This window comes from Streptomyces sp. NPDC093252 (genome assembly GCF_040683675.1).
Classification (GTDB): Bacteria; Actinomycetota; Actinomycetes; order Streptomycetales; family Streptomycetaceae; genus Streptomyces.
The window spans coordinates 60,371-84,491 of sequence record NZ_JBFBEM010000021.1 but is presented as its reverse complement, the minus strand read 5'-3'; the positions used below and the strand labels follow the sequence as shown (position 1 = coordinate 84,491).

Annotated in this window: 20 protein-coding genes; 5 read left to right on the top strand and 15 right to left on the bottom strand. The window is 71.9% G+C overall.

The window, feature by feature from the left end:
• Positions 1-141: 141 nt before the first annotated feature.
• From AB0O01_RS33795 to miaA, 5 genes are all read right to left on the bottom strand, one after another.
• Positions 142-1,647, bottom strand: coding sequence for a M1 family metallopeptidase (locus AB0O01_RS33795; RefSeq protein ID WP_365319527.1), 1,506 nt, complete (start codon positions 1,645-1,647; stop codon positions 142-144).
• Positions 1,648-1,836: 189 nt separating this feature from the next.
• Entirely contained in the window at positions 1,837-4,026 is a 2,190-nt protein-coding gene (locus tag AB0O01_RS33790) for an HD domain-containing protein (RefSeq protein ID WP_365319525.1), read from the bottom strand.
• Positions 4,027-4,497: 471 nt separating this feature from the next.
• A complete protein-coding gene (dapF, locus tag AB0O01_RS33785) occupies positions 4,498-5,367 on the bottom strand; it encodes a diaminopimelate epimerase (protein WP_365319523.1) in 870 nt (289 codons plus the stop codon).
• Positions 5,368-5,498: 131 nt separating this feature from the next.
• On the bottom strand, positions 5,499-6,017 hold the full coding sequence (locus tag AB0O01_RS33780) for a hypothetical protein (RefSeq protein ID WP_365319600.1): 519 nt from the start codon (positions 6,015-6,017) through the stop codon (positions 5,499-5,501).
• Positions 6,018-6,123: 106 nt separating this feature from the next.
• Positions 6,124-7,062 (bottom strand): tRNA (adenosine(37)-N6)-dimethylallyltransferase MiaA, encoded by a 939-nt coding sequence (miaA, locus tag AB0O01_RS33775; RefSeq protein WP_365319521.1) that lies wholly within the window; start codon positions 7,060-7,062, stop codon positions 6,124-6,126.
• A gap of 180 nt (positions 7,063-7,242) precedes the next feature.
• On the opposite strand from miaA, the gene AB0O01_RS33770 reads away from it, so the two are divergent.
• Positions 7,243-7,611 (top strand): hypothetical protein, encoded by a 369-nt coding sequence (locus tag AB0O01_RS33770; RefSeq protein ID WP_365319519.1) that lies wholly within the window; start codon positions 7,243-7,245, stop codon positions 7,609-7,611.
• Positions 7,612-7,704: 93 nt separating this feature from the next.
• Positions 7,705-8,022, top strand: a complete 318-nt coding sequence (locus AB0O01_RS33765) for an antitoxin (RefSeq protein WP_365319517.1) — start codon at positions 7,705-7,707, stop codon at positions 8,020-8,022.
• Positions 8,023-8,231: 209 nt separating this feature from the next.
• Here AB0O01_RS33765 and AB0O01_RS33760 read toward each other — a convergent pair whose 3' ends face one another.
• From AB0O01_RS33760 to AB0O01_RS33750, 3 genes are all read right to left on the bottom strand, one after another.
• The gene (locus AB0O01_RS33760) at positions 8,232-8,969 is read right to left on the bottom strand and encodes a class III extradiol dioxygenase subunit B-like domain-containing protein (protein WP_365319515.1); all 738 of its coding nucleotides are present in this window, start codon (positions 8,967-8,969) and stop codon (positions 8,232-8,234) included.
• A 326-nt stretch (positions 8,970-9,295) separates the two neighbouring features.
• Complete coding sequence (miaB, locus tag AB0O01_RS33755; RefSeq protein ID WP_365319513.1) at positions 9,296-10,831, bottom strand: tRNA (N6-isopentenyl adenosine(37)-C2)-methylthiotransferase MiaB; 1,536 nt, start codon at positions 10,829-10,831, stop codon at positions 9,296-9,298.
• A 30-nt stretch (positions 10,832-10,861) separates the two neighbouring features.
• Entirely contained in the window at positions 10,862-11,536 is a 675-nt protein-coding gene (locus AB0O01_RS33750) for a TMEM175 family protein (protein WP_365319511.1), read from the bottom strand.
• Between the two features lie 366 nt (positions 11,537-11,902).
• Here AB0O01_RS33750 and AB0O01_RS33745 point away from each other — a divergent pair, with 366 nt between their 5' ends.
• A complete protein-coding gene (locus tag AB0O01_RS33745; RefSeq protein ID WP_365319509.1) occupies positions 11,903-13,282 on the top strand; it encodes a lectin in 1,380 nt (459 codons plus the stop codon).
• A 179-nt stretch (positions 13,283-13,461) separates the two neighbouring features.
• A complete protein-coding gene (locus AB0O01_RS33740) occupies positions 13,462-15,627 on the top strand; it encodes an RICIN domain-containing protein (protein ID WP_365319598.1) in 2,166 nt (721 codons plus the stop codon).
• Between the two features lie 132 nt (positions 15,628-15,759).
• On the opposite strand, the gene AB0O01_RS33735 is transcribed toward AB0O01_RS33740, so the two are convergent.
• The 4 genes from AB0O01_RS33735 to AB0O01_RS33720 form a co-directional block, all read right to left on the bottom strand.
• Positions 15,760-16,581 (bottom strand): ABC transporter permease, encoded by an 822-nt coding sequence (locus AB0O01_RS33735; RefSeq protein WP_365319508.1) that lies wholly within the window; start codon positions 16,579-16,581, stop codon positions 15,760-15,762.
• 12 nt (positions 16,582-16,593) lie between these two features.
• Positions 16,594-17,388 carry an ABC transporter ATP-binding protein gene (locus AB0O01_RS33730; RefSeq protein WP_365319506.1) on the bottom strand — a complete coding sequence of 265 codons (795 nt, stop codon included), beginning with the start codon at positions 17,386-17,388 and terminating at the stop codon, positions 16,594-16,596.
• 106 nt (positions 17,389-17,494) lie between these two features.
• On the bottom strand, positions 17,495-18,562 hold the full coding sequence (locus tag AB0O01_RS33725; RefSeq protein ID WP_365319505.1) for an ABC transporter substrate-binding protein: 1,068 nt from the start codon (positions 18,560-18,562) through the stop codon (positions 17,495-17,497).
• A 142-nt stretch (positions 18,563-18,704) separates the two neighbouring features.
• Positions 18,705-20,159, bottom strand: coding sequence for a DHA2 family efflux MFS transporter permease subunit (locus tag AB0O01_RS33720; protein ID WP_365319504.1), 1,455 nt, complete (start codon positions 20,157-20,159; stop codon positions 18,705-18,707).
• A gap of 285 nt (positions 20,160-20,444) precedes the next feature.
• Between AB0O01_RS33720 and AB0O01_RS33715 the strand changes: the two genes are divergently transcribed.
• Complete coding sequence (locus tag AB0O01_RS33715) at positions 20,445-21,233, top strand: GntR family transcriptional regulator (protein ID WP_365319502.1); 789 nt, start codon at positions 20,445-20,447, stop codon at positions 21,231-21,233.
• 11 nt (positions 21,234-21,244) lie between these two features.
• On the opposite strand, the gene AB0O01_RS33710 is transcribed toward AB0O01_RS33715, so the two are convergent.
• The 3 genes from AB0O01_RS33710 to AB0O01_RS33700 form a co-directional block, all read right to left on the bottom strand.
• Positions 21,245-22,048: a dienelactone hydrolase family protein gene (locus AB0O01_RS33710; protein WP_365319499.1), complete on the bottom strand. Its 804-nt coding sequence runs from the start codon at positions 22,046-22,048 to the stop codon at positions 21,245-21,247.
• 32 nt (positions 22,049-22,080) lie between these two features.
• Complete coding sequence (locus tag AB0O01_RS33705) at positions 22,081-23,571, bottom strand: MFS transporter (RefSeq protein WP_365319497.1); 1,491 nt, start codon at positions 23,569-23,571, stop codon at positions 22,081-22,083.
• Positions 23,572-23,673: 102 nt separating this feature from the next.
• Positions 23,674-24,105 carry a heme-binding protein gene (locus AB0O01_RS33700; protein WP_365319496.1) on the bottom strand — a complete coding sequence of 144 codons (432 nt, stop codon included), beginning with the start codon at positions 24,103-24,105 and terminating at the stop codon, positions 23,674-23,676.
• Positions 24,106-24,121 lie beyond the last annotated feature (16 nt).

The following is a 24,121-nucleotide window of genomic DNA, read 5'->3' as shown; positions in this document are numbered from 1 at the left end:
GTGGATCCGGTAGAACCCGTAGACCCGGTGGAACCTGTAGATCTCGTGGATCAGGTGGATCTCGTGATTTTGGTGGATTCGGAGCGGACCGTGTCGCCGACCTGACGATGGTCTCACGGGCCGCCTCGTCTCGTCACTGTGTTATCCGGCGGAGGCGGGCTTCTTCGCCGGGGGCTCCGACGTCCAGTCGGGGTGGCCCGGCATCGGTGGGGTCTTCTCGGCGTACAGCCACCCCTGGAAGAAGCCGTCGAGGTCGCGGTCGGCGAGGTCGGAGGCCAGGTCGATGAAGTCGCGGGTGCCGGCCACGCCGTCCTTGTGCCGGGTGACCCAGGCGCGTTGCAGGCGGTCGAAGACGGGGGTGCCGATCTCCTGGCGGAGGGCGTAGAGGATCAGCGCGGCGCCGTCGTAGACGTTGGGGCGGAAGATGCCGATCTTGTCGCCGGGGGCGGGCACCTTGGGGGCGCCCGGAGGGCCGCCGGTGGCGCGCCAGCGGTCGGAGGCGCCGTACGCGGCCTTCATGCGCGCCTGGAGGGTACGGCCCGCGCGCTCCTCGGCGTAGAGGGACTCGTACCAGGTGGCGTGTCCCTCGTTGAGCCAGAGGTCGGACCACGCGCGCGGGGAGACGCTGTCGCCGAACCACTGGTGGGCCAGCTCATGCACCATGATCGAGTCGACGTACCACTCGGGGTAGGCGGGCTCCATGAAGAGGCCGCGTTCGAAGAGGGAGAGGGTCTGTGTCTCCAGTTCGAAGCCGGTGGCGGCGTCCGCCATGAGGAGCCCGTAGGTCTCGAAGGGGTAGGGGCCGACGCGGTCCTCCATCCAGGAGATCTGCGCGGGGGTCTTCTTCAGCCAGGGTTCGAGCTGCTCGCGGTACTGGGTGGGGACGACGTCGCGGACCGGCAGGTCGTGCGGGCCGGTGCGGTGCAGGACGGTGGAGCGGCCGATGGAGACCTGGGCGAGTTCGGTGGCCATGGGATGGCGGGTGCGGTAGGTGCGGGTGATGGTGTCGCCGGCGCGGTCCACACCCGTGGGGAGGCCGTTGGCCACGGCGGTGTAGCCGTCCGGGGCGGTGACGCGGATGGTGAACAGGGCCTTGTCGGAGGGGTGGTCGTTGCACGGGAAGACCGTGTGGGCGACATCCGCCTGATTGGCCATGGCGAGTCCGTCGGCGGTGCGCACCCAGCCGCCGTCGCGGTCGGGGTCGGGCCGGGGGTCGCTGGTGTGCCGCACGGTGATCCGCATCCACTCCCCCGCGCCGAGCCGGTCCTCCGGGGTGATCACCAGGTCCTCGCCGACGCTGGTGAAGGCCGCGGGGACACCGTCGACCGTGACGGACCGGACGTCACCGTGGGTGAAGTCCAGATTGACGGTGTCCAGCCGGGTCGTCGTCCAGGCGTCGATGGTGGTGACGGCGTTGAGCGGTTCGTTGTTGCTGCCGCCGTAGACGAAGGACAGGTCGTACGACGCCACGTCGTATCCCGGGTTGCCCAGGTACGGGAAGAGCCGGTCGCCGACGCCCAGGGGGGTCGCCGGGGCGCTCGCCGCGACCAGGCAGACGGAGACGGCCGACGCCAGCAGGGCGGACACGGCCGGACCCGGGCGACGGCGGGCACGGGGCGGGCGGGGGGTGGGGGAACTGTGCGGCATGGACCACCGCTACCAGCCGGGCGGGCACCCGCAGGGGAGGACGCGCGCCGGTCCCCCCGAACGGGGGGATGCGGGCCGAACGGGGGGATGCGGGCGGGGATGCCCTCCGGGAAACCGCCCACTGGGGTCGGTTGCGGGAGATCGCCCCCTGGAGGGCTGTTGCGGAAACCCGGCCCCGGGGAGCCCCGTTCAGGAGGCCGCCGCGGCGTGTCGCGCGCGGTTCACGTCGAAGACGCCGGGCACATTGCGCATCGCGCGCATGAGGGAGGGCAGCCGGGAGGCGTCGGGGAGCTGGACGGTGTAGGTGTGGCGGACGCGCTGCTGGCTCGGTGGCTCGACCGTCGCGGAGACGATCTCGGCGCCCTCCACGGCCATCGCCTCGGTGAGGTCGGCCAGCAGATGCGGACGGACGAACGATTCGGCGACGAGCGTCACCCGGCACTCGCTGGACTCGCCCCAGCGCACGGCGATCTCCGCGCGCCCCGCGTTCTTCATCCGGGCCACCGCGGCGCACTCCGCGCGGTGCACGGTCACCACTCCCCCCCGGACGGCGAAGCCCGTGACCGCGTCGGGCGGTACGGGCGTACAACAGCCCGCGAGCCGGACGCTCGCGCCGGGCGGGTCGAGGACGATGTTGGCGGCGGGGCGGACACTGACCGGCTGGGGAGGGGTGGCGGGGGAGGCTGTCGCGGACCCCGGCGCGGCGGCGGCCTCCGGCGGTCCCTCTGTGCCCCCTTCCCGGCCCGTTCCCGGCGTGTCGGCGGCCGGGGTCGGGTGGGTCGCCAGCCAGCGCTGGATGGCGATCCGGGCGGCGGGGGTGTGGGCGTGGTCCAGCCACTCGCGGGACGGTTCGGAGGCGGGGTCCTGGCCCATGAGGAGCTGGACGGTGTCGCCGTCCCTGAGGACCGTGCTGAGCGTGGCGAGGCGCCCGTTGACGCTGGCGCCGATGCACGCGTGCGCGTCCTCCCCGTACTGGGCGTAGGCGGCGTCCACGCAGGTGGCGCCCTCGGGAAGACCGAGGGTGCCGCCGTCGGGGCGGAAGACGGTGATCTCGCGGTCCTGGGCGAGGTCCTCGCGCAGGGTGGACCAGAAGGTGTCGGGGTCGGGCGCGGCGCGCTGCCAGTCCAGGAGCCGGGAGAGCCAGCCGGGGCGGGTGGGGTCGATGCGCTCGCCCTCGGCCGGGGACTCCTCGGTGCCGGGCGCGTAGGGGTTACCCAGGGCGACGACTCCGGCCTCGGCGACCTGGTGCATCTGCTGGGTGCGGATGAGGACTTCGACGACCTGCCCGTCGGGCCGGGCCACGGCGGTGTGCAGCGACTGGTAGAGGTTGAACTTGGGTACGGCGATGAAGTCCTTGAACTCCGAGACGACCGGCGTCAGACAGGTGTGCAGCTCGCCCAGGACGGCGTAGCAGTCGGCGTCCTCGGCGACCAGGACCAGGACCCGCCCGAAGTCGGCGCCCCGCAGGTGGCCGCGCTTGCGGGAGACCCGGTGCACGGAGACGAAGTGGCGGGGCCGGACGAGGACTTCGGCGGTGATGTCGGCGTCCTGGAGGACCGTGCGGACCTCGTCCACGACCTCGGTGAGCGGGTCGGCGGCACGGGCGGTGTTCTCCCCGATCAGCGCGCGGGTGTGGTCGTACTCCTCGGGGTGGAGGATCGCGAAGACCAGGTCCTCCAGCTCGGTCTTGAGGGCCTGGACGCCGAGACGTTCGGCGAGGGGGATGAGGACGTCCCGGGTGACCTTGGCGATACGGGCCTGCTTCTCGGGGCGCATCACGCCGAGGGTGCGCATGTTGTGCAGCCGGTCGGCGAGTTTGATCGACATCACGCGGACGTCGTTGCCGGTGGCGACCAGCATCTTGCGGAAGGTCTCGGACTCGGCGGCGGCTCCGTAGTCGACCTTCTCCAGCTTGGTGACGCCGTCGACCAGGTAGCGGACCTCCTCGCCGAACTGCTCGCCGACCTGAGTGAGGGTCACCTCCGTGTCCTCGACGGTGTCGTGGAGGAGGGAGGCGGTCAAGGTCGTGGTCTCCGCGCCGAGTTCGGCGAGGATCAGGGTCACCGCGAGGGGGTGGGTGATGTAGGGCTCGCCGCTCTTGCGCATCTGGCCGCGGTGCGAGGACTCGGCCAGGACGTAGGCGCGGCGCAGGGGTTCGAGATCGGCGTCGGGGTGGTGGGCGCGATGGGCGTCCACGACATGGCCGATCGCGTCCGGCAGGCGATCGCGTCCGGGTGCGGCCAGCAGCGCGGCCCGGCCGAGACGGCGCAGGTCGAGCCGGGGGCGGGCCTTGCGGCGGGCGGCCTGGCCGGCCACGGGGCCGAGCACGGCGTCCGTGACCGGGCCTGGGGTCGCGGGGTTCGTGGCCTCCGCACTCATGGGCACCTCCGGCTGCGTTGACCGGCGGACGGGATGCCCCAGGGCTGACACGGGCTCAGGGGGCGACTACCGCCCCCCGTCCGGGCCGGTGCTTGATGCTATCGAGCGGAACACGCCCGGTTGACCGCCTCCCGCCGAGCGTGAAACGGATCACCCCTTCGAGCGACCGCGGGGAGGTTTGGACTGAGCGTGGGCTGTGTGGCGTCGATACGGGGCAGAACGCCCATTCGGGGCGCCGCCGCTCTTCTCCCGGCTTCGGTGGCCTCGCGGGCGGTCCCGCTCTTCCGCCGACCTGGGTGGCCTCAGGGGCGGTCCCGCTCATCTCCCGATCTGGGTGGCCGCGGGGGCGGTGCCGCTCTTCTCCCGGCCCGGGTCGTCTCGCGGGCGGTGCCGGGCGGAGGGCCGTTGTCAGTGGGGCGTGCGACTCTTGGGATCAGGTCGCCCTCCGCAGTGCGAACGGGGGCGAATTCCTCACCCCCGCACGGCCGCCAGCCACTCCCCGTCGATCAGCCCCTCCGCCACGATGACGGCGGGACCGGTCATCTCGATCTCGCCGTCCGGGCGTTCGGTGATCACCAGCCGACCGCCGGGGACGTCCACGGTGTAGGTCGCGGGTGTCCCGGTGGCCGCAGGGTCGGTGCCGTCCCGGCGGGCGGCGGCGACGGCGACCGCGCAGGCGCCGGTGCCGCAGGAGCGGGTCTCGCCCGAGCCCCGCTCGTGGACGCGCATCGCCACATGGCGGGGGCCGCGGTCCACGACGAATTCCACATTGACGCCGTCCGGGTAGGCGGCGGCCGGACTGAAGGGAGGCGCGGTGAGCAGGTCCCCGGCATGGCCGAGGTCGGCGACGAAGGCGACCGCGTGCGGGTTGCCCATGTTCACGTTCCGCGCGGGCCAGCTCCGCTCGCCGACGCGTACGGTGACCTCGCCCTCGGGGAGCCGGGCGGCGCCCATGCCGACGGTGATGTCGCCGTCCTTGGCGAGGTGCACCCGCTTGACCCCGCCGCGGGTGGCGACCGCGAGATCGCCCTCCGTGATCTCTCCGGCACGCTGGAGATAGCGGGCGAAGACCCGGACGCCGTTGCCGCACATCTCGGCGATCGAGCCGTCGGCGTTGCGGTAGTCCATGAACCACTCCGCCTCGGCCGCCATCGCCCTGGCCTCGGGATGAGCGGCGGAGCGCACCACGTGCAGCAGTCCGTCACCGCCGATGCCGGCGCGGCGGTCGCACAGGGCGGCGACGGCGGCCGGGGGCAGGTCGACTGCGTTCTCGGGGTCCGGGACGATCACGAAGTCGTTCTCGGTGCCGTGACCCTTGAGGAAGGCGATCCGCGTGCTCATTCCTCGATCGTAAGGGGTGGGTCCGGGAACCTCGACCGACGGATCACCACCGTGCCCCCGCCGTCCGGCACCCCGCTCCAGCCCGCCGCCGCCCGGCTCAGCGCAGTCGTGGACCGGCTCAGCGCAGTCGCTCAGCGCAGTCGGGCCACGCGCCACACCGCCAGGACCACCACCGCGGCGACGACCACCGCGTACAGCGCCGCGATCCGCCAGTCGGTGCGGCGGTCGGGGTCGCGGGGGGAGAGGCCGGGCCAGGAGTAGCCGACGCGGCGGGCGGCCATCATGCCCCAGCCGGCCGCGCAGGAGCAGATCAGCAGGCCCAGCATCGCGATCACGGCCCCGCTGTCGCCGAAGTCGAAGGCGAGCGGGAAGGCGAACATCAGGGAGCCGAGCGCGGCCAGACCGACGATGGGGGCGAGCTGCCAGAGCCGCAGCCGGCGCTGGGGGCGCAGTTCGACCTCGACCTCGGGGCCGCCCGCGAACATCTCCTCGGGCTCCGGCCCGTCCTGGCTCACCCCGCCGTCGGCCGTGTCATCGGGTCCGTCGGGGGTCAGGCCGAGACCTGGACGGTGATCGTCCGTTTCCGGACGGCCGCGGTCGGCGGTGACGGGTTCGGTGTCTTGTGCGGTGTCGCGAGGGCCGGCCTCCATCGCCACGCGCCCTCCCAACTCGGACTCACTGGTCGATCGAAGCTTGATGATGGCACGGCCCCGAACGCCCGGATGACGGCCTGGGCGTCCCGATGCCATGACGTGATCAGGCTGTGACCGGTCGTTCGACCAACGCCAGTGCGAGTCGCGGAAGTTCCCCGAGGTCCGCCGCGGCCCCACTGAGCCAATGCACCCGGGGGTCGCGTCTGAACCATGAATCCTGGCGGCGCGCGAAGCGCTTGGTGGCCCGGACGGTCTCCGCGCGAGCCTCTTCCATGGAGCACTCCCCGGCGAGCGCGGCGAGGACCTGCTGGTAGCCGAGGGCCCGGGACGCCGTACGCCCGTCGCGCAACCCCTGCGCCTCCAGTGCGCGCACTTCCTGGACGAGACCGGCCTCCCACATCCGGTCGACCCGGCGGGCGATCCGCTCGTCCAGCTCGGGGCGGGCCACGTCGACACCGATCTGGAGGGTGTCGTAGACCGAGTCGTGGCCGGGGAGGTTCGCGGTGAAGGGGCGGCCGGTGATCTCGATCACCTCCAGGGCGCGGACGATCCGGCGGCCGTTGCTGGGCAGGATGGCCCGCGCCGCCTCCGGGTCGGCGACGGCGAGGCGGGCGTGCAGCGCGCCCGAGCCGCGCAGCAGGAGTTCCTCCTCCAGCCGGGCCCGGACGTCCGGGTCGGTGCCGGGGAACTCCAGGTTGTCGACGGCCCCGCGGACGTAGAGGCCGGAGCCGCCGACCAGGATCGGCCAGCGGCCGGCCGCGAGCAGGGCGTCGATCCGGGCGCGGGCCAGGCGCTGGTACTCGGCGACGGAGGCGGTGACACCGATGTCCCAGATGTCGAGCAGATGGTGCGGTACGCCGTCCCGCTCGCGCGGCGTCAGTTTGGCGGTCCCGATGTCCATCCCCCGGTATAGCTGCATGGAGTCGGCGTTCACGACCTCTCCCCCGAGCCGCTGGGCGAGGTGAACGCCGAGATCGGATTTTCCGGCCGCGGTGGGGCCGACGACAGCAATGACTCGGGGGGCGGGGGGTGCGCTGCTCACGGGACCAGTCTCGCAAACCTGCGGGCGGGCCCTCGAACGAGTTACGTGACGGGTGGGGTCCGGAGTCGTTGCCCGATGCGAGGTTCGCCGTCCGCTCATGGAGACGGCGCCCCGGGCGGCGCAATCGGACGCACCGGACGACGCGGGATTTCGCCCGCACGAGTACCGTATGGAGTGGATATGGGAGTTTTTGCGCGATTTCTTCGGAGGTCGAAGAGCACGGAGGAGGCCGCCACGGAGGAGGTGTCGTCGGGTGCCGGGAATCCGGCCGGGGACGCCACGCCGGGCACGGAGACGGACACGGTGACGGCGGCCGAGGCGGGCACTGAGGCCGTTTCGGACACGGTGACCGGGGCCGGGGCCGGGTCGGGTGCGGAGTCCGGGACCGGAGCGGCGGTGCAGACGGACGGTTCCGACGCGGCGGCGACGGCCGGGGAGCGGACGGCCCGGGACACCGAGGTCCCGGCCACCGCGAGCGTCGAGATCCCCCACCAGCAGTCCGCCGCCGAGGCCGCCGACAATGAGGCCGGCGAGGGCGCCCGGACATAGATCGCTGTCCCAGGCGGTTGTCACAGACAGGCGCCGTAGAAAGGTGTCGTACGGATTCGTACGCACCTACGGTCCCGTGAGGGAAGGTGGACCATGAGTCTCCTGAACAATTTGAAGGCCAAGCTCGCCCCGGCCAAGGACAAGGTGTCGGACCTCGCGCAGCAGCACGGGGACAAGATCACGCACGGCATCGACAAGGCCGCGAAGGCGGTCGACGACCGGACCAAGGGCAAGTACAGCGAGAAGATCCAGAGCGGTACGGGCAAGGCCAAGGACGCCATGGACCGCCTCGCGCACAAGGACGCACCGGACGGGACCCCCACCGGCGGCGGCGCCGACAGCGGCACCACCGGCCCCAGCGGCGGCGACGCCTCACCCGGCACCCCACCGCCCGCCCCGCCGGCCTCCTGAGCACGGCGGTATCACCGGCGGACGGCCGTGGAGCGTACGGGCTCCCGGCCGTCGGCCGTTTGCGGAGGTGACGGATGCGCGAGCGGGCGGGGGCGGGGCAGGGCCGGGCGACAGGTCCGGCAGGTTCGGCAGATCCGGCAGGTTCGGGAGGTTCAGAAGTTTGGCGGTCGGCGTGCGGCTGCCCGCCGGGGCCCCACGGCCAGGGGGCCCTACGACCAGGTCGCCACCAGGTACCCCACCCCGTAGGGCGCCTCCTCGTACAGCAGCGTGCCCGACAGACCGGCGTCCTCGGCCGCTCCCGCCAGTACCTGCCAGGGGGCGCGCCCGGACACCTTCAGCTCCCGGGACAGCCCGGGGTCCAGCGCCTTCAGCGCCGCCACGTCGGCTGCGCCGAGGGCCTCCGCGACGGCCGTGTCGTACGGCTCCGCACGGGGATCGAGATAGCCAGGCGCCTTGAGCGTGCGGCAGGCGCTGGCGTCGCCCATCACCAGCAGCGCGACCCGCTCGTCCGGCCCCGCCGCGATCTCCCTCCCGATCTTGATACACCGCTCGGCGTCGAACGGTTCCCCCACCGCGCGTCCCTCGATCGGGGCGTCCGCCCATCCGGTCCGCTCCAGCAGCCAGGCGCCGACGGCGAGGGAGACGGGCAGCGGGGCGGCTGCCGCCGAGGGGGCCGACTCGGTTGCCGGGCCGACGTCCCCCAGATGTACCTCGCGGTCCACGCCGAAGCCGTGGAAGGAGCCCCGGGTGCCCTGGGGGTACGTCCCCGGTTCTGGTTCCTCCGGCACCGGGCCGATCACCACCAGGCGGTCGGGGCGGGCGGCGGCGAGGACGCCGAGCGCGTCCACGCAGGCGGCGCGCGCGGAGTCGAGTTCGGGCGCGGCACCCGAGGCAACCTCGGGCACCAGCAGCGGCGGACAGGGGCAGACGGCTGCGGCGACAAGCATGATCCGCAGGGTAGCCGCCCGGGTCAGGGCGAGACTCCGTCACGGCGGTCCTGTCATGCGGTCCGCTCATGGCGGTCGGGCTCATGGCGGTCCGGCCACGGCGATCCCGTCACGCGTTCTCATCACAGCCGATCGGGGCACGGCGATCGGGGCACGGCGTTCCCGTCACGACGCTCCGGCCATGCGCTCGGCAGCGGCCGATGCGGAACAGCCGGTCCGGAGCGACTCGGTCCGGGCGGCACCGTCAGGTCGGCGGTACGCACCCGCGGGCCCGGCCCGGCCCGGCCGCCCTGCGCGCCCAGCCCTGCGCGCCCAGCCCAGGACGGTCAGTCCAGAACCCCGCACGCGCCCGTCGCCACCGGCAGTGGTGCCGGGACGCCGATCGTCGGGAGGCCCAGGAGGACCCCCGTCGGCTTGGCGGGTTCCGCGGTGCGCCGCTCCCAGGCGTCGCCCGCGCGCGTGCGGCGGATCTTGAGGACCTCGCCCTCGGCGAGCAGATGGTGCGGGGCGGCGTAGGTGATCTCGACGGTGACGACGTCCCCGGGGCGGACCTCGTCGGCCGGCTTGGTGAAGTGGACCAGGCGGTTGTCGGGGGCGCGGCCGGAGAGGCGGTGGGTGGTGCCGTCCTTGCGGCCCTCGCCCTCGGCGACCATCAGGTCCACCACCCGGCCGACCTGCTTCTTGTTCTCGTCCCAGGAGATCTCCTCCTGGAGGGCGACCAGCCGCTCGTAGCGGGCCTGGACGACCGCCTTGGGGATCTGGCCGTCCATGGTGGCGGCCGGGGTGCCGGGGCGCTTGGAGTACTGGAAGGTGAACGCCTGGGCGAAGCGGGCCTCGCGCACCACATGGAGGGTCTGCTCGAAGTCCTCCTCGGTCTCGCCGGGGAAGCCGACGATGATGTCGGTGGTGAGCGCGGCGTGCGGGATGGCCGCGCGGACCTTCTCGATGATCCCCAGGTAGCGGTCCTGGCGGTAGGAGCGGCGCATCGCCCTGAGGACCGGGTCCGAGCCGGACTGGAGCGGCATGTGGAGCTGCGGCATGACGTTGGGGGTCTCGGCCATCGCCGCGATCACGTCGTCCGTGAAGTCGCGGGGGTGGGGGGAGGTGAAGCGGACGCGCTCCAGGCCCTCGATCGCGCCGCACGCGCGCAGCAGTTTGCTGAACGCCTCGCGGTCGCCGATGTCGGAGCCGTAGGCGTTGACGTTCTGGCCGAGCAGGGTGATCTCGGAGACGCCCTCGGCGACCAGGGCCTCGATCTCGGCGAGGATGTCGCCGGGGCGGCGGTCCTTCTCCTTGCCGCGCAGCGCGGGGACGATGCAGAAGGTGCAGGTGTTGTTGCAGCCGACGGAGATGGAGACCCAGGCGGCGTAGGCGCTCTCGCGGCGGGTCGGCAGGGTGGACGGGAACGCCTCCAGGGACTCGGCGATCTCGACCTGCGCCTCCTCCTGGACGCGGGCGCGCTCCAGCAGGACCGGGAGCTTGCCGATGTTGTGCGTGCCGAAGACGACATCGACCCAGGGGGCCCGCTTGACGATGGTGTCGCGGTCCTTCTGGGCCAGACAGCCGCCGACCGCGATCTGCATGCCGGGGCGCTTGGTCTTCATGGGGGCGAGGTGGCCGAGGTTGCCGTACAGCTTGTTGTCGGCGTTCTCGCGGACCGCGCAGGTGTTGAAGACGACGACATCGGCGTCGCCGTTCGCGTCGGCGGCGGCGCGGACGTATCCGGCGCCCTCCAGCAGGCCGGCCAATCGCTCGGAATCGTGGACGTTCATCTGACATCCGTAGGTGCGGATCTCGTACGTCGGATTCTCTTGAGCTTCCACTGCCGTCACTGCCGTGCTCCGGTCGCCGCTGCTGGTCATGCCCTCCAGGGTAGGCGGTCCGGGGAGCGGCTACGGCGTGGGTTTCCCGGAGCGCCGCCCGCCCCGGCCGCGGACCAGGCGGCGGCCGGGAAGGGCGAGGAGCCACCAGTACTTGGCGGCCGTCGCGGACGCGAAGGCGACGGCGATCGACGTGCCGAAGACCAGGGCCAGCAGCACGCTGTCGCGCAGCGCCGCCCTGAGGTGGGCGGGGGTGCTGTGCGGGGTGGTCAGCGCGGGGGCGGCGAGCAGCCGGGCGTACATCGCGCAGCGCAGGGCGAGGCCCAGGGTGATCGTCCCGGCATAGACCGCGGTGGCGGTGACGGTGGTGCCGTACTCGCTGATCAGCCGGGTCGGGAAGGGCAGCGCGGCGACGACGGCGAGCAGGGCGAAGTGGCCGTAGAGAAGCCAGTGGTCGACCTGGGCGACCTGGCGGAGCAGCCGGTGCTGGGCCAGCCAGAGGGTGCCGATGACGGCGAAGGAGAGCAGGTAGGCGCCGATCGAGGGCAGGGTGTCCCGGACGGCGTCGGCGACCTCGGCGTCGGGCAGGCCGTCGGGGACGGTGATGTCCAGGGCGAGGAGAGTGATCGCGATGGCGAACACTCCGTCGCCGAAGGCGGTGAGGCGCTCGGGGGAGAGCGGGGCGGCACGCGGGTCGGGGCGCGGAGCGGGTTGCGGGGCGGGTTGCGGAGCGGCGCGGTGGGGCATGGCGGCGACACCAGGGGTGGGGGGCGGGGAGGCAGCACCAGGGGTGGGGGTGGGGAGTGGTGAAGGTCAGCAGTACCACGCCGGGGTGCGGGGCCCGGGGAAGGACGCGCGCCGGTTCGCGGGGCCCGGTGGCTCCCGGGGACCGGCCGGACGGCCGCTACCCCGGGGACCGGCCGGACGGCCGCTCCCCGGGGTCCCGTCCCGAAACCCCTTCCCTCACTTCTTACTTCACATCTTGACGGAAGTGGTCCGGACCTTTAGCTTCACCGAGCGACCCCCAGCCCGTGAGCACCCCCAGCCATCCGGAACGTTCAGAAGGTGACGACGGCCGCCGGTGCCCACCCTCGCGAAAGGCCACCCCCCACCATGGCCAGAGCCAGGTCCTTCCCCCGTTCCGTCTCCCTGACCGCCGCCGTCGCGGCCACCACCCTCGCCCTCGCCGCCGGGCTGCTCGGCGCCGCCCCCGCCCAGGCCGCCACCGGCACCATCACCGGGCTCGCGGGCAAGTGCCTCGACGTCGCCGGGGCGAACTCCGCCGACGGCACCCCCGTACAGCTCTACGACTGCAATGGGACCGGTGCCCAGCAGTGGACCGTCGGGACCGACGGGACGATCCGGGCGCTCGGCAAGTGCCTGGACGTGACCGGGAACTCCACCGCCAACGGCGCCACCGCCCAGCTCTGGACCTGCTCCGGCGGTGCCAACCAGCAGTGGACCGTCACCGCCGCGCGGGACATCGTCAATCCGCAGGCCGGCAAGTGTCTGGACGTCACCGGGAGCAGCTCCGCCAATGGCACCCGGGCGCAGATCTGGAGCTGCACGGGCGCGGCCAACCAGAAGTGGACCGCCCCGGCGGCCGGGGGCCCGAGCCCGTCCGTGCCGATGGCGGTGGCGCCGTACCTCTACAACGGATGGGGGTCGCCGCCGAGTCCGACGACGATCACCAACGCGACCGGCGTGAAGTGGTTCACGCTGGCCTTCGTGCTGAGCAATGGGTACTGCAATCCGCAGTGGGACGGCTCGCGGGCGCTGACCGGCGGGGTGGACCAGCAGACCATCACCACCGTGCGGGCCAACGGCGGCGATGTCATCCCGTCCTTCGGCGGCTGGAGCGGCAACAAGCTGGAGAGTTCCTGCGGGAGCGCGGGTGAGCTGGCCGCCGCCTATCAGCGGGTGATCAGCGCCTTCGGGCTCAAGGCGATCGACATCGACATCGAGGCCGCCGCCTACGACAGCCCCACCGTGCAGCAGCGCACGGTGGACGCCCTGAAGACGGTCAAGGCCGGCAACCCGGGCCTGAAGGTGTACGTCACCATCGGCACCGGGCAGAACGGGCCCGACACGAGTCTGATCAACCGGGCGGCCTCCTCGGGGCTGACCGTGGACGGCTGGACGATCATGCCGTTCAACTTCGGCGGCGCCGGACAGAACATGGGCACGCTGACCGTGCGGGCCGCCGAGGGGCTCAAGAACGCGCTGCGGACGGCGTACGGGTACAGCGACGACCAGGCGTACCGGTCGATGGGGATCTCGTCGATGAACGGGATCACCGATCAGAACGAGACGGTCACCGTCGCCGACTTCCGCACCGTGCTGGCCTACGCCCAGCAGCATCATCTGGCGCGGCTGACCTTCTGGTCCGCCAACCGGGACCGGCCCTGCACCGGTGGTCCGGCCGACAGTTGCTCCGGGGTCGCCCAGTCGGCCTGGGACTACACCCGGGTGTTCGCCGGATACACCGGCTGACCCCAACTCCGTTTCGCCCCCTCCGGTTCACCCCCTCCGTTTCGCTCCACCGGTTTCACCCCCTCCGTTTCGCTCCCTCCGCTCCCCCACCCGCTGAGCCGAACCATCGGCGAGGAGAACACGTGTTCCCTTTCTCGCGTCCCGCTTCCCGGGGACCCCGCAGAACGCCCCGTAAATCCCTGTCGGCGGGGCTGGTCGCCGCCGCTGCCGCCTCCTTTCTGACGGCCGCCCCGGCGCCCACCGCCTCCGCCGCCGAGGCGGCGCTCCCGGCCGGCTGGGCGACCGTCATGAACGCCGCGAGCGGCCGGTGCCTGGACGCCCGCGCCGCCGGGACCGCGAACGGCACGGCCGTCCAGCAGTACGGCTGCAACGGCAGCACCGCCCAGCAGTGGTCGTTCACCGCCACCAGCGACGGCCATGTCCGGATCAACAGCCGGGGGGACGCCACCAAGGTGGTGGATGTCTCCAATGTGTCGACCGCCGACAACGCGGCCGTCCATCTGTGGGCCTACGGCGGCGGCACCAACCAGCAGTGGCTGCCGGTCCACGAGGGCGGCGGGGTCTACCGGTTCGTCAACCGCAACAGCGGCAAGTGCCTGGACGACCCGGCCGCGTCCACCGCCGACGGGGTGCAGTACGTGCAGTACACCTGCAACGGCAGCGCGGCGCAGCGGTTCCAGGTGGTGCCGGTGGAGCAGTCGGCGGTCAATCCCGATCTCGGCCCCAATGTCGTGGTCTTCGATCCGTCGATGTCCGCGTCGACCATCCAGAGCCGCGTGAACTCCATCTTCCAGCAGCAAGAGACCAATCAGTTCGGCGCGCAGCGCTATGCCGTGCTGTTCAAGCCGGGGTCGTACAACGCGGATGTCAATGTCGGTTTCTACACCCAGGTCGCGGGGCTCGGGCTGTCGCCGGACTCGGTGAACATCAACGGGGCCGTGCATGTGGAGGCGGACTGGTTCCCGCCGCAGAACGCCACTCAGAACTTCTGGCGCGGCGCCGAGAACCTGTCGGTGAATCCGGCCGGGGGTACCGACCGGTGGTCGGTGTCGCAGGCGTCGGCGTACCGGCGGATGCATGTGCGGGGCAATCTGGAGCTGAGCGACGGCGGCTGGTCCAGCGGTGGGTTCATGGCCGACACCAGGATCGACGGCCAGGTCAACTCGGGTACGCAGCAGCAGTGGCTGACCCGTAACTCACAGTTGGGGAGCTGGACCGGGTCCAACTGGAACATGGTCTTCGTCGGCAGCCAGGGCGTCCCCGCGACCAGCTTCCCGAGCCCGCCGTACACCACGGTCGCGCAGACCCCGGTGGTCCGCGAGAAGCCGTTCCTGTACGTGGACGAGAACGGCGCCTACCGGGTGTTCGTGCCGTCGCTCAAGTCCAACTCGGCGGCGACGGGGTGGGTGAACGGTACGGCGGCGGGGTCGTCGCTGCCGATCGACCAGTTCCACATCGTCAAGCCGGGCGCGACGGCCGCGGAGATCAACACGGCGCTCGCGGCGGGCAAGAACCTGCTGGTGACGCCCGGGGTCTACCGTCTCAACCAGACCCTCCAGATCAACCGTCCCGACACCGTCGTCCTGGGTCTCGGGCTGGCCACCTTCATCCCGGACAACGGCATCACCGCGATGCGCGTCGCCGATGTCGACGGGGTGAAGCTCGCCGGAGTGCTCTTCGACGCGGGGACGGTGAACTCCCCCAGCCTGCTGGAGGTCGGCCCCGCCAACTCCGCCGCCTCCCACGCCGCCAACCCCACCTCGCTGCACGACGTCTACTTCCGCGTCGGCGGCGCGGCCGTCGGCAAGGCCACCACCAGCATCGTCGTCAACAGCGACCATGTCATCGGCGACCATCTGTGGGTCTGGCGCGGCGACCACGGCTCGGGCATCGGCTGGAACAGCAACACCGGCGACACCGGACTCATCGTCAACGGGGACAACGTCACCATGTACGGCCTCTTCGTCGAGCACTACCAGAAGTACCAGACCATCTGGAACGGCAACGGCGGGCGCACGTACTTCTACCAGAACGAAATGCCCTACGACCCGCCCAACCAGGCGTCCTGGATGAACGGCGGCACCCAGGGCTACGCCGCCTACAAGGTCGCGAACACGGTGACCAGTCATCAGGTGTACGGGTTCGGGAGCTACTGCTACTTCAATGTCAATCCGGGGGTGGCCGCCGAGCGGGCCATCGAGGCGCCGAACACGCCGAATGTGCGGTTCACCAGCATGGTGACGGTGTCGCTGGGCGGCACGGGGACGATCCGGCATGTGATCAACGACCGGGGTGGGCCGTCCAACTCGACGACGAATGTCGCCAACCTCGTGAGCTATCCGTAGGGGTCGCCCACCTCGTGAGCTACCCGTAGGGGGTGTCGTAGGGCCGTACCCCGGCCCCCGTCCGGAGTGCGCCGGGCGGGGGCCGAGGGGGCCGAGGGGGCCGTCATGTGGGGGGTGGCGGTCCCGGTGACATCAGTTCTGCCACTTCAGGGCGCGCTTCTCGAAGACGCCGATCAGCGCGCTGCCCAGCACCACCATCGCCACGATGATCACCAGCGCGGCGAACAGACCCGCCGGGTCGAACTGCTGGGTCGAGGTCATGGAGTAGTAGCCGAGCCCCTCGTCGGCCGAGATGAACTCCCCCGCGATGACCCCGATCATCGCGAACGACACCCCGGCCTTGAGACCGGCGAACAGCGGCACGGCGACTGACGGGACGACCACCTTGCGCACCACGTAGAGCCGGCTGCCGCCCATCGCGCGGGCCACCTCCACCAGCGGCTGCGGCACATTGCGCATGCCCGAGTAGACATTGAAGAAGACCAGGAAGAACACGATCATGCTGGCGATCGCGATCTTCGAGCCGATGCCCAGACCGAACCAGAGCAGCATCATCGGGGCCAGCGCGACCTTGGGGATGCCGTTGATCGCGTTCAGGATCGGCTCCAGGATCTCGCCGACGATCTTCACCGCGCCGAGCGCCCAGCCCAGGACGGCGCCGCAGGCCGCGCCCAGCGACCAGCCCAGGACGAGTTCCTGACCGGTGATCAGGATGTGGTGGTGCATCTCGCTGTCGCCGCTCACCTCGACCAGCTTGGCGATCACATCGATCGGGTTACTGATCAGGAAGTAGTCGATCCACCGGCCGCTGATCAGTTGCCAGCACAGCAGGATCAGCAGGACGACGCCGAGTTGTCCGGCGAGCACCAGCATGCCGTGGCGTCCGCGCGGACGTCCGGTCTTCTGCCGGACGACCCGGCCGCGCCGCATCTGAAGCGGTTCTTCGACTGCCATCGCGCTCTCCTCCTAGGAGTCCAGGTCGTTTTCCAGCAGGCCCCACAGCTCGCGCCGCAGTTCCTGGAAGTTCGTCGAGTCGGTGATGTTGTAGACGTCCCGGGGGCGGTCCAGCGGGATGTCGACCGTGCGGCGGATCCGGCCGGGGCGGCCGGTCATCACGGCGACCCGGTCGGAGAGGGCGATGGCCTCGGTGAGGTCGTGGGTGATGAAGACGACCGAGGTCTGCCGCCGCTGCCACAGGTCCAGGACGGTCTTCTGCATGGTCGTCTTGGTGATCGCGTCGAGCGCGCCGAACGGCTCGTCCATGAGAAGGACCTCGGGCTCGTACACCATGGTGCGGGCGATGGAGCAGCGCTTCTGCATCCCGCCGGAGAGCTGGCGGGGGTAGTGGTTCTCGAACCCGTCCAGGCCGACGATCTTGATCCACTCGCGGGCCCGCTCCTGGCGCTCCCGCTTGGGCACCCTGCGGATCTCCAGCGGCATCATCACGTTCTCCAGGACCGTGAACCAGGGGAAGAGATTGGAGTCCTGGGTGATGTAGCCGACCTCCAGGCGGTCCAGCTCGCGGTCGCCGCTGAGCAGCCGGACCTCGCCGGCCGTGGGTTTGATCATCCCGGTGACGATGTTGAGCAGGGTGCTCTTGCCGCAGCCGCTCGGGCCGACCACGGTGAAGAACTCCTTCTCCCGGATGGTGAGGTTCACGTCCGTGAGGACATCCATCATCCTGCCGTCGGGCGACGCGAACCGGTGCGAGAGATCGCCGAGGATCATCGTCGGCCGCGCCGTCTCAAGGTCCTGCTTCATTTTCCTCCGCCTTGTCCCTGGGGTGGTGTCGTTGTCGTCCGGGGGGTTTTCCTCCGGGGGGTGGTCGTCCGGGGGGTCCGGGTGGGGGTCCGGGTGGGTGACGGGGTCACTTCTGGTACTCGTCCGTGTACGCCTTGGCGAGCTTGTCCGCGGAGGGCATCTCGAACATGCCCATGTCGGCGAGGGTCTGGATGCTCTGGTTGAACTGCTCCTCGCTCATATCGGCGTCCTTGGCCCACTTGTAGCTGGGCATGGCGTCGACGAGGATCTCCTCGCTGAAGGAGTTCATGCTGGCCTGGAGGGCCTTGGCGGCGGCCTCGGGCTCCTCGTCGAGGTAGTTGTTGGCCTTGCCGATGGCGTTGCAGACCTTCTCGGCGACGTCCGGATGCTCCTCGGCGTAGGCGCGGGAGGTGCCGATGCCGGACCAGGCGACGCTGTCCAGCTCCGAGAAGAGGTCGGAGGCGCCGGTGTCGTAGATGATTTTCCCGGGGGCGACGGAGAGCACCTGGTCGGGGATGGGCTGCGGCTGGAAGACCAGGCCGACCTGGCCCTTCTGGAAGGCGGCGGTGGAGGCGGCGGTGTTCGCCTGGGACAGCACGCCGATCGAGTCCCTGGGCAGGCCCTCCTTCTCCAGCAGGGCCTCCAGGAGTTTGGCGCCGGGGTTGACGGTCCGGCCGCCGATGGCGGTGATGTTCTCGCCTTCGAGCGCGGCCAGTTGCTCCTTGAGCGTCATGTCGTCCGACATGTTGTTGCGCTCCCAGGCCGCGTCGCTGACGGCGAGCATGTAGGACGGGTCCACCTGGGTCACACAGATCTGCTGGAGGTCGATCTCCTCCTGGGTGGTGGACTGGATGACCGTGGAGGTGTTGACGGCACCGAACTGGACCTTGCCGGTGGCGATCTGGAGGCTGGCGTTGGCGATGGTCTCGACCTTGACGTCGAGGCCCTCGTCCTTGAAGTAGCCCATCTCGTCGGCGAGGAAGATCGGGGCGTTGGCGGGGGCGGCGATCGAGACCGAGACGATGATGGGGTCCTCGGCGCCGGGGGACGCGCTTGCCGCACAGCCTGCGGTGGCGGTGAGGGCGAGGGCGGCGGTGAGGGCCAGCGCGGGGCGGCGGGAGCGGGAGGGGGTGGGGCGGCGGGTGGGTGTGGAAGCGTCGTTGCTTCTGGGCATGGTGTGTCCCTGGGAGGTGGGTGGGTGCGGGTGAGTGGGTGTGGGGTGGCGTCGTGGGGGTGGGGCGGGAGGGGGTGAGTGCGGGTGGGGTGGGGCTGGGCGCGCAGTTCCTCCCGCAGAGCGCCCCTGAGGGGGTGGGTGCTCAGGGGGTTTTCTTGGGGATCGTGGGGGACGCGTCCTCGTCGTTGACCCGGGAGGCGGCGTACAGGCCCAGGAGGTTGAGGGCCGCCGCGGTGAGGAAGGCGGCGCGGTAGCCGCCGGTGTCCGCGCCGGTGGTGCCGGAGGCGGAGACCAGGACCGTGGTGACGATCGCGACCCCGAAGGCCCCGCCGATCCGCCGGCCGACGTTGAAGAGGGTGGCGGCGCGCCCCGAGGAGTCGTCGGAGACCGTGGCGAAGGACGCCGACTGGGTGCCCAGGAAGACCTGTCCGACGGCCAGGCCCATCAGCACCAGCAGGGTGACGACCAGCCAGAGCGGGGTGGTCGCGTCGAGCAGCAGGGCCATCAGGGTCACGGCCGCGCTGGTGCCGGCCGCGCCCAGCATCAACTGGCGGCGCGGTCGCAGGGTGCGGTACAGGACCCGGCTGGCGAGCTGGGAGCCCACGGCCACCCCCAGGGACTGGGGGAAGGTCGCCAGTCCCGCGGCCAGCGGGGTCATGCCCCTCACGTCCTGGAGATAGAGGGTGATCAGGAACAGGGTGCCGAGGAAGGTCGCGGACTGCACGGTCATCGCGGTGGTGCCGGCCGCGAACAGCCGGACGCGCAGCAGCCGGAAGTCCATCATCGGGGTCCGCTTGCGGACCGACACCAGCACCAGGCCGGTCAGCAGTGCCGCCCCGCAGAGCAGTCCGGTCAGCACCGGCGCCGAGCCCCAGCCGCGTTCGGGCCCCTCGGAGACCCCGAACATCAGCAGCCCGAAGCCGGACGCGGCCAGCAGGAACCCGGTGAGGTCGAGCCGTTCGGCGGGCCGGGCGGGCTCGTTGCGCAGGCACAGGACGCCGAAGAGCACGGCGAGCACCCCGAAGGGGACATTGACGTAGAAGATCGCGCGCCAGGAGACCTGGCTGACCAGGAGGCCGCCGAGGACCGGGCCCAGGGTGGGGGCCAGGCCGTTGGCCATGGTGAGGATCGCGGAGGCGCGGACCCGCTCCTCGGGGCGGAAGGCGCGCAGCAGCATCGCCATCCCGACCGAGGCGAGCATGCCGCCGCCGGCGCCCTGGAGGATCCGGAAGGCGATGAGCTGGCTCAGGCTGGTGGCCGTGCCGCACAGCGCGGACGCCAGGGTGAAGACGCCGATGGCGGTGAGCAGGGTGCGCTTGCCGCCGAAGCGGTCGCCGAGCCAGCCGGAGCAGGGCACGAAGACGGCGAGGCTGACGAGGTAGGAGACGGAGACGATGTCGACGGAGGTGGAGGGGACGTCGAAGGCACGGCCGATGGAGGGGAGCGCGATGTTGACGATGGTCATGTCGAGCGTGCTCAGAAAGATGCCGGCCACGTAGACGATGCCGACGGCCAGCTTCTGGCTGACGTCCCATCGCGGTCCGCGCCGGACGACGGCGTCGGGAACGCCCCCGGTGCGCGGGCGGGTTGGTGCCATGGACGGCCTCCGAACGGAAGTGACAGGGGCGTGGGGGTACGGCTCCCTCCGGTTCCGGTGTCTGGTAACCGATGGCGTCGATGACCCAAAGAAACCTTCTTGGTAGGTTGCTGTCAAGGTAAAGCGCACGCATTTCTTGGGCGGTGCTTGGGCCCGCTCGGGGCGCATGGCGACGCTTGTGAGTCACCTATCAGGTAGGTTACGATCACGGGACGGCGATACACGGTGACTCCTGGGGGTGGCATGTCCGGGCCCAACAACCCCGCGAGGATCTTTCGCGGACGGGTGGCCGACCAGATCGTCGAGGACCTCTGTACGCAGATCCTCGGCGGCGCCCTGCCCGACGGCTCCCGGCTGCCGTCGGAGCGGGATCTGGCGACGGCGTACGACGTCAGCGCGCCGACCATCCGCGAGGCGGTCCGGGTGCTGACGGCCATGGGCCTGATCACCACCCGCAACGGCAGCCGGGCCACGGTCAACGCCCAGGGCGACACCATGCTCGCCATGTCCATCGCCTCGGTCGTCCAGGTCGAGAAGGTCGGCGCCCGTGAGGTGCTCGGACTGCTCGGCGCCCTCCAGGCGTACGCCGCCGAACTCGCCGCCGAGCACGCCACCGACGAGGAGATCGCCCGGCTCCGCGAGACGGCCCTGGCCATTCCCGGCGCGGAGGGCGTCGAGGCCGGTTCGGCGGCCCTGCACCACTTCTTCGCCACGCTGGCCGAGATCTCCCACAACCCGCTGCTGGCCGCGCTGTGCCGGTTCATCACCGCGATGCAGATCGGCCTCTCCCTGAAGCTGTCCGGCGCCGGGGAGGGCGACTGGGGCCGGGTCGCCGGGGATCTCCAGCCGGGCCGGATGCGGATCGTCACCGCGATCGGCACCCGTGACCCCGCCCATGCCGCCGAAGTCGTCCGCGCCTACCACGACCGGGCCGTCCACCGGCTCGGCGAGGCCCGCCGCGGGACCGACGCCGACGACAGTCGCCTGACGGAGGCGCTGGGGGCGTGGCTCCGGTCCAATGTGGGGCTGGGTGGCCAGGTGATGGGCCGCCGCGATCCGGGGCCGGTGGCTTAGGGGGTGTTGGCTCAGGGCGTGTCGTCGGCCGGCGGGCGGGGCGGTGACGACACGGCCTGGCCGAACGTCCGGTCCAGGAGGGCCAGGAGGGCGTCCCAGTGGCGGTCGTCGGCCTTCTTGTCGTAGGCCGTGGTGTCGGTCTGGGTGTAGCCGTGGTGGGCGCCGGTGTAGACCTCGCAGAGGTGGCGTACCCCCGCGTCCGTGAGGGCGGAGTCCAGGCGCCGGATCTGTTCCGGGGGCAGGGACGGGTCGTCGTCGGCATGGCCGAAGTACAGCTCCGCCGTGATGCGCGGGGCGATCAGATGGGGGCTGTCCGGATCCTCGGTTGCCAGGCGCCCGCCGTGGAAGCCCGCCGCCGCGGCGATGCGGTCCGGGTGGGTGCCCGCGGTGAGCAGCGCCAGCCGGGCGCCGACGCAGTACCCGGTCAGCGCCACCTGGCCGGGCGCCACCCGGGGGCTGGCGGCCAGCCAGTCCAGATGGCCGGCCGCGTCGCGCATCGCCAGCTCCGGGGTCAGGGAGCGCAGGATCGGGCGCAGCCGCTGCCACAGCTCGCCGCGCGTGCCCTCGCCGATCGTCGCGGGGAGGGGGACGACCGGGGCCCGGCCGTGGCGGTGGAAGAGGTTCGGCACCAGCACGGTGTGTCCGGCGGCGGCCAGCCGGTCGGCCATCGCCCGCACCGGGGGCCGTACGCCGAACGCGTCGGTGTAGAGGAGCACTCCGGGGCGGGGTGCGCCGTCGGCGGGGTGGGCCAGATAGGCGTCGGCGGTGCCGTCGGGGACGGGGATGTCGACGGCGGTGCCCAGGACAGGGGTCATGGTGGGGCGTGCCTCTCGGGTAGGGGTTCGGTTCAGCGGGCGGCCGGTGCGGGCTTCACCGCGCCCGGCCGGGAGGAGGCCGTGGGCAGACCGAGGCCGGGCAGCGCCACCACGAAGGCGACGGCGGCCAGCCCGGCGGCACCCAGCAGCCCGGCCCGCGCGGCGGCGGCGAAGTCCCCTCGGGTGGCGAGGAGTTGGCCGAAGTAGAGCGACCCGGCCAGGGCGGTGCCCAGGGACGTACCGATCTTCATGCCGGTCTGGTAGACACCGGCGGCCGTGCTGCCCTCGCGGCGCGGGATCGACCGGAGGGCGAGGGTCTGGTTGGCGGCGATGACCAGACCGGTGCCGCAGCCCGCCAGTAGCAGCGGCAGCGCCAGCCGCAGGACCATGCTGTCGCCGGGCCCGGAGGCGCCCGCGACCAGCGCGGTGACGGCCAGCCCGGCGGCGGTCAGGGCCGTACCGGCGATGACCAGCGGCCCGCCCATCCGGTGCGCCAGCCGGCCGCTGACGATCCCGCAGGCCGCCGATCCGGCCGTGAACAGCACCGTGCACAGCGACGCCCCGAACGGCGAGTAGCCGAGCCCCTGCTGGAGGAACTGGAACAGCACCAGGAAGATCCCGGTGAACCCGCCGTACAGCGCCCCGGCCACCAGGGTCCCGACCCAGTACGTACGCTGCCGGAAGAGCCGGACGTCGACCAGCGGGCGGCGTCCCCGGGCGGCCACCGCGCGCTCCCACAGCACGAAGCAGAGCAGCAGGGCGAGCCCGGTCCAGGCGAGCCACCAGCGGCGTTCGCCCCAGGTGCCGCTCTGGAGCAGCGGCAGCATCACGGTGGTCACCCCGAGGCCGAGGACCAGCGCGCCGACCGGGTCCGGGCCCCGCCCCCGCCCCCGCGCACCGCTCCGGCCCCCGGGCAGCAGTTGCGCGGCCAGCGCCAGCGCGAGCACGTCCAGCGGGATGAACAGCAGGAAGATCCAGCGCCAGCCGCCGTCACCGAGGGCCTGGAGGACCGCCCCGCCCAGCAGCGGGCCGATCGCGGTGGAGAGGCTGACGCAGGCGCCGTAGTAGCCGAAGGCCCGGCCGCGTTCGCGCGGCGGGTACATCTGGTGGAGCAGGCCGACGACCTGCGGGGCGACCAGTCCGGCGGCGGCGCCCCGGGCGAGCCGGGCCACCACCAGCCAGGTGGCGTCGGGGGCGAGCCCGCAGAGCACCCCGGTCAGGGTGAACAGCGTCATGCCGACGAGGAGGACCTCGCGGCGGCCGAACTCGTCGCCGAGCCGCCCGCCGGGGATGAGGGCCAGTCCGAAGGTCAGGGTGTATCCGGCGACCGCCCAGGTGGCCTGCGCGGACGACAGCCCCGACCCGTGCTCCATGGAGGGCAGCGCGGCCGTCACGATGCTCACATCGAGCAGGGTCAGAAAGGCCGCCCCGATACAGACGGCCAGCGCCTGGGCGCGGCGCCGGGGGGTGAGCGGGGCGGGGCCGTCCCGGGTGGTGCCGAGGTCATCCGGCGTCTTCGCCATGGCGTACCTCTGTTCCGAGGGCTGCGGTACGGGGGGTGGGGACGAGGGCCGGGACTGGGGGTCTCCGGTCCCGGCCTGCCCTGTCCGGTGAGCGGGGCGGGGTCAGCCCGCGTCGGCGACCAGGCCCGCCTTCTCGATGCCGAACAGCGCGACGGCCTCGTCGTTGTCCGGGCGGTCGCCGCTGACGCCGATGGAGCCGAGCAGGTCACCGGCCTCGTCCCGGATCAGCACCCCGCCCTTGGAGGAGGCGATCCGGCCCTCGGAGATCGAGGCGAGCGCGGCGAAGAACGCGGGGTCACGGGTGGCGTGCCGGGCTCCGGCGGCGCCGCCCTGGCCGGTGCCCAGGGAGCCCCATGCCTTGGCGTGGGCGATCTGCGGGCGCAGGATCCCGGCCTTCTCCTCGCGCTTGACGACCAGCGGGTGCCCGCCGGGGTCCAGGACGGTCACGGTCAGCGGGCGCAGGCCCAGTTCACGGGCGTGGCCGAGGGCGGCGTCGACGATCTCGGACGCCTGGTTCAGGGTCAGTACGGTCATGGCCGTTGCTCCTTGT